Source organism: Bradyrhizobium sp. sGM-13 (genome assembly GCF_018398875.1).
Taxonomy (GTDB): Bacteria; Pseudomonadota; Alphaproteobacteria; order Rhizobiales; family Xanthobacteraceae; genus Bradyrhizobium.
In genome coordinates this window covers 1-678 of sequence record NZ_JAGWDK010000165.1, presented here as the reverse complement: position 1 = coordinate 678, position 678 = coordinate 1, and the positions used below count along the sequence as shown (strand labels likewise).

Here is a 678-nt window from a genome sequence, read left to right as displayed (position 1 = left end):
GCCGTCTGATAAGCCGCGCAAGAAGGCGCGCCGCAACATCGGCGCGCTGCCCAAGCACCTGCCGCGCTGTGAGCAGGTGCTGGAGCCGGAGGCGACCGCCTGCCCGTGCTGCCAGGGCAAGCTCCACAAGATCGGCGAGGACGTCAGCGAGGTACTGGACATCATCCCGGCGATCTTGCGGGTGCTGCGGACGATCCGTCCCAAATACGCCTGCCGCGGCTGCACCGACGGTGTGGTCCAGGCGAAGGTGCTGCCGCGCTTGATTGAGAGTGGCATGGTGTCGACGGCCCTGGTGAGCCACGTGGTGGTCTCGAAGTTCGCCTGGTATTTGCCGCTGTACCGGCAGGCGCAGATTTTGGCCGGCCAGGGCGTCCATCTTGACCGGTCGACGCTTGCCGGCTGGGTGAAGCGTGCGGCCTGGTGGCTCAAGAGCCTTTATGAACTTCAGCTGCGGACGATCCAGGCCGCGCCGCGCGTGTTCTGCGACGAGACGCCGATGCCGGTGCTCGATCCCGGGCGACATCGCCCCCGCATCTGCCAGTTCTGGGCGCATGCCATGGATGACCGCCCCTGGGGCGGGCCTGCGCCACCGGCGGTTGCCTACGTGTTCGCCGACGGCCGGGGCACCGAGGAGATCGCCGCACAATTGACGGGCTTTTCCGGCATTCTGCAGGTGGA

General features: G+C 67.4%; 1 protein-coding gene. It reads left to right on the top strand.

Going from position 1 to position 678, the window contains the following annotated elements:
* Positions 1 to 678, top strand: a 678-nt coding sequence (locus KJQ96_RS38605; RefSeq protein ID WP_213291174.1) for an IS66 family transposase, incomplete at both ends; no start/stop codon positions are given.